The sequence below is a fragment of the Streptomyces sp. NPDC048383 genome, assembly GCF_040651775.1.
Classification (GTDB): domain Bacteria; phylum Actinomycetota; class Actinomycetes; order Streptomycetales; family Streptomycetaceae; genus Streptomyces.
Map to the genome: position 1 here is coordinate 1 of NZ_JBEZKS010000128.1, position 5,240 is coordinate 5,240.

General features: G+C 68.9%; 1 protein-coding gene. It reads right to left on the minus strand.

Annotated elements, in window-relative coordinates:
• The coding region (locus AB0D46_RS38235) for an amino acid adenylation domain-containing protein (RefSeq protein WP_362884683.1) at positions 1 to 5,240 on the minus strand (5,240 nt) is incomplete at both ends.

Genomic DNA, 5,240 nt, shown 5'->3' on the forward strand with positions numbered 1-5,240 from the left:
CCGGCGATGTGGTGGATGAGGAGCAGGAGTACGTGTTCCTCGTCGGTGATGCGGAAGAGCGAGGCCCGGATCGGGATCTCGGACGTCAGGTCGAAGGCGTGGTGCGCCGCCTCGGAGAGCTGGGCCTCCAACCCGGCCTCCTCCGTTGCCACCACGGGGAAGAAGAAGCTCGCCGGGTCGAAGGCGTGGATGACCTGACGGGGCCCGTGCTCCTCGTCCTCGGTGAAGGTGGTGCACAGGCTCTCGTGGCGGGCGACGACGTCACCGATGGCGAGGCGCAGGCAGTCGACGTCGAGGTGGCCGGTCAGGCGGAGTGTGGTGGGGATGTTGTAGGTGGAGCTGGGGCCTTCGAGTTGGTGGAGGAACCAGAGGCGCTGTTGGGCGTAGGACAGCGGGATGTGGTCGGGGCGGGGTTGGGCGGTGAGCGGGGTGCGGACTTGGGTTGCCTGGTCGAGGGTGGCGGCGAGGCCGGCGATGGTGGGGGTTTCGAAGAGTTGCCGGATGGAGAGTTCGGCGCCGAGGGTGGTGCGGATGCGGCTGACCAGGCGGGTGGCGAGGAGTGAGTGCCCCCCGAGGTCGAAGAAGCTGTCGTCGATGGTGAGGTGGGGGACCGCCAGCACTTCGGCGTAGAGGGATACGAGGATCTCCTCGCGGGGGCTGCGGGGTGCGCGGCCTGCGACGGAGCCCGTGTAGGTGGGTGCGGGGAGGGCTTTGCGGTCGAGCTTGCCGTTGGGGGTCAGCGGCAGGGCTTCGAGGGTGACGAAGGCCGACGGGAGCATGTAGTCGGGCAGGCGAGCGGCGAGTCCGGACTGGACGGTGCTCTCGTTCCAGAGGGCGGGGTCGGCTACTACGTACGCGACGAGTCGTTGGTCGCCGGGCTGGTCCTCGCGGAGGAGGACGGTGGCTTGGAGGATGCCGGGCTGGGTGGTGAGTGCGGCTTCGATTTCGCCGAGTTCGATGCGGTGGCCGCGGAGTTTGATTTGGTGGTCGGCGCGGCCGGTGAAGAGGAGTTGGCCGTCGTGGTTCCAGCGGGCGATGTCGCCGGTGCGGTACATGCGGCTGCCGGGTGGGCCGTAGGGGTTGGCGGTGAAGCGTTCGGCGGTGAGGGCGTTGCGGTGGTGGTAGCCGCGGGCGAGTTGGTGGCCGGCGAGGTAGAGCTCGCCGTTGGTGCCGGGGGCTGCGGGTCGGAGGGCGCTGTCGAGGACGTAGGCGCGGGTGTTGGTGAACGGTCGGCCGATGGGGACGGGCCCGTCGGAAGCCCCGTCGGCGGGGATGCGGTATTCGGTGGCGTTGACGGTGTTCTCGGTGGGCCCGTAGGCGTTGATGACCCGGGTGTGGGGGTGGCTGTTCTGCCAGGTGGTGAGTTGGTCTGCGTGGAGGGCTTCGCCGCCCAGGATGAGGGTGTCGCTGGGGGATGCGCTTGCGGGCAGGGTGTTGAGGATGGCGAGGTGGCTGGGTGTGGCCTTGATCAGCGTCGGCTGCCGGAGGCTGTTTTCGAGACTCGTCAGGTGGACGGTTCCGCCGTTGGTCAGGGGTGTCCACAGGGCGGTGATCGTGAGGTCGAAGGCCAGCGGTGAGTGCAGGACCGTGGTGCCGCGGGTGGCGGGGTAGGCGGTGCGGGCCCGGTGGAGGTAGGTGGCCAGGGCGTGGTGTTCGATGATCACGCCCTTGGGGCGGCCGGTGGAGCCCGAGGTGTAGATCATGTAGGCCGCGTGGTGGGGGGACCACGGGCTTAGGCGCTCCTCATCGCTGATCTGCGTGTCGGCGTACGACGCGAGTGCCTCGGCTGAGAGGGGCTCGGTGAGGGTCAGCGCGGGTGCGGAGTCGCTGAGGATGTGGGTGATCCGGTCGGTCGGGTAGTCGGGGTCGACGGGCAGGTAGGCGGCGCCGGCTTTCAGCACGCCGAGCATGCTGACGATGGCGTCAGTCGTCTTCGGCAGGACCAGTGCCACGAACTGTTCCGCCCACACGCTCCGGGCGATCAGGTGACGGGCGACCTGGTTGGCCCGACCGTCCAGCTCCCCGTACGTAAGGCTGTTGCCGTTCTCGTCCGTGACCGCGATCGCGTCCGGTGTCCGTGCGGCCTGGGCTGCGAAGAGGTCGTGCAGGGGAGTGTCCGCGTGGTCGGTGTCGTCGCCGTTCCACTCCACCAGGACCCGCTCGCGGTCCGCAGCGCTGATGAGCTCGAAGTCCTCGATGCCCCGGTCGGGAGCCGTGGTCATGGTGTCCAGGACGCGGACGAAGTGGTCCGCGATCGACTGGGCCGACGACCGCTCGAAGAGGTCCGTGCTGAAGTCCAGCGAGGCGCTGATCCCCGTGGGCAGCCGGTCGGTGTCGAACGACTCCGAGATGGTGAACGCCAGGTCGAACTTCGAAGCCGACCGCTCGACCACCTCGTACGCGACGTCCAGGCCCGGCAGCTGCGCGATCTCGGCTCGCGCGCCCTCCTGATCTGTGTTGTTGAAGGTCAACAGCACCTGGAAGAGGGGGTGGTGGGAGAGGGTGCGGGTGGGGTTGAGGGCTTCCACGAGGCGTTCGAAGGGGAGGTCTTGGTGGGCGTAGGCGGTGAGGTCGGTTTCGCGTATGCGGGTGAGGAGTTCGCGGAAGGTGGGGTTTCCGCTGGTGTTGGTGCGGAGGACGAGGGTGTTGATGAACATGCCGATGAGGTGGTCGGTGGCGTCGTCGGTGCGTCCGGCGATGGGGGTGCCGATGGGGATGTCGGTGCCGGCGCCGAGTCGGGTGAGGAGGGTGGCGAGGGCGGTTTGGGCGAGCATGAAGGTGCTGGTGTGGGTGGTGCGGGCGAAGTGGGTGAGGCGGGTGTGGGTGGTGGTGGGGATGGTGAAGGTGATGCGGTCGCCCGCGTGGCTTGCGGTGGGGGGTCGGGGTCGGTCGGTGGGGAGGTCGAGTTGTTCGGGGAGGTCGTGGAGGGTGTTTTTCCAGTGGGTGAGTTGCTGGCCGGCGGTGGTGGTGGGGTCGTTGTCGTTGCCGAGGAGTTGGCGTTGCCAGAGGGCGTAGTCGGCGTATTGGACGGGGAGCGGGGTCCAGTGGGGGGCTGATCCCTGGGTGCGGGTGGTGTAGGCGGTGGTGAGGTCGTGGGCGAGGGGGGTGCGGGACCAGGCGTCGCTGGCGATGTGGTGGATGAGGAGCAGCAGGACGTGTTCCTCGTCCGAGACCTGGAACAGAACTGTCCGCAGCGGGAGTTCATTGCCGAGGTCGAAGCAGTGACCCACGGCCTCCGTCAGTTTTTCGCCTAGCTCGTCCTCATTCACCTGGACGACCGTGAACGGCGTCTCGGCCGCATCGGCAGGCCGGACGATCTGGTGCGGACCGTGCTCCTCGTCCTCGGCGAAGGTGGTGCGCAAGCTCTCGTGGCGGGCGACGACGTCACCGATGGCGAGGCGCAGGGAGCCGACGTCGAGGCGACCGGTGAGACGGAGAGCGGCAGCCGTGTTGTAGGTGGAGCTGGGGCCTTCGAATTGGTGGAGGAACCAGAGGCGCTGTTGGGCGTAGGACAGCGGGATGTGGTCGGGGCGGGGTTGGGCGGTGAGGGGCGTACGGGCCTCGGTTGCCCGGTCGAGGGCGGTGGCGAGGGCGGCGATGGTGGGGGTTTCGAAGAGCTGCCGGATGGAGAGTTCGGCGCCGAGGGTGGTGCGGATGCGGCTGACCAGGCGGGTCGCCAGCAAGGAGTGGCCGCCGAGGTCGAAGAAGCTGTCGTCGATGGTGAGGTGGGGGACGGCCAGCACTTCGGCGTAGAGGGACACGAGGATCTCTTCGCGGGGGCTGCGGGGTGCGCGGCCTGCGGTTGAGCCGGTGTAGGTGGGTGCGGGGAGGGCCTTGCGGTCGAGCTTGCCGTTGGGGGTCAGCGGCAGGGCTTCGAGGGTGACGAAGGCCGAGGGAAGCATGTACTCCGGCAGGCGCTCGGCCAGTCCCGCTTGGGCGTCGCTCTCGTTCCAGAGGCTGGGGTCGGGCACGAGGTAGGCGACGAGTCGTTGGTCGCCGGGCTGGTCCTCGCGGAGGAGGACGGCCGTCTGGAGGACGCCGGGCTGGGACGCGATCGCGGATTCGATCTCCCCCAGCTCGATGCGGTGGCCGCGGAGTTTGATCTGGTGGTCGGCGCGGCCGATGAAGAGGAGTTGGCCGTCGTGGGTCCAGCGGGCGATGTCGCCGGTGCGGTACATGCGGCTGCCGGGTGGGCCGTAGGGGTTGGCGGTGAACCGTTCGGCGGTCAACGCGCTGCGGTGGTGGTAGCCGCGGGCGAGTTGGTGGCCGGCGAGGTAGAGCTCGCCGTCGGTGCCGGGGGCTGCGGGTCGGAGGGCGCTGTCGAGGACGTAGGCGCGGGTGTTGGTGAACGGCCGGCCGATCGGGACCGGACCGACGGGCAGACCGCCGGCCGGGATGCGGTATTCGGTGGCGTTGACGGTGTTCTCGGTGGGCCCGTAGGCGTTGATGACCCGGGTGTCCGGGTGGGTGTTCTGCCAGGTGGTGAGTTGATCGCTGTGAAGGGCTTCGCCGCCGAGGATCATGGTGTGGGTGGGGGACACGGTCGCCGGCAGGGTGTTGAGGATGGCGAGGTGGCTGGGTGTGGCCTTGATCAGTGTCGGTTGGTGGGTGCTGTTTTCGAGGCTGGTGAGGTGGACGGTTCCGCCGTTGGTCAATGGGGTCCACAGGGCGGTGACGGTGAGGTCGAAGGCCAGGGGTGAGTGCAGCAGGGTGGCGCCGCTGGTGGCGGGGTATGCGGTGCGGGCTCGGTGGAGGTAGGTGGCCAGGGCGTGGTGTTCGATGATGACGCCCTTGGGGCGGCCGGTGGAGCCCGAGGTGTAGATCATGTAGGCCGCGTGGTGGGCGGACCACGGGCTTGGACGCTCCTCATCGCTGATCTGCGTGTCGGCGTACGACGTGAGTGCCTCGGCTGAGAGGGGCTCGGTGAGGGTCAGCGCGGGTGCGGCGTCGGTGAGGATGTGGGTGATGCGGTCGGTCGGGTAGTCGGGGTCGACGGGCAGGTAGGCGGCGCCGGCTTTCAGCACGCCGAGCATGCTGACGATGGCGTCGGTCGTCTTGGGCAGGACGAGGGCCACGAACTGCTCGGGCCGCACGTTCCGGGTGATCAGGTGGCGGGCGACCTGGTTGGCGCGGCCGTCGAGCTCTCCGTACGTAAGGCTGTTGCCGTTCTCGTCCGTGACCGCGATCGCGTCCGGTGTCCGTGCGGCCTGGGCTGCGAAGAGGTCGTGCAGGGGAGTGTC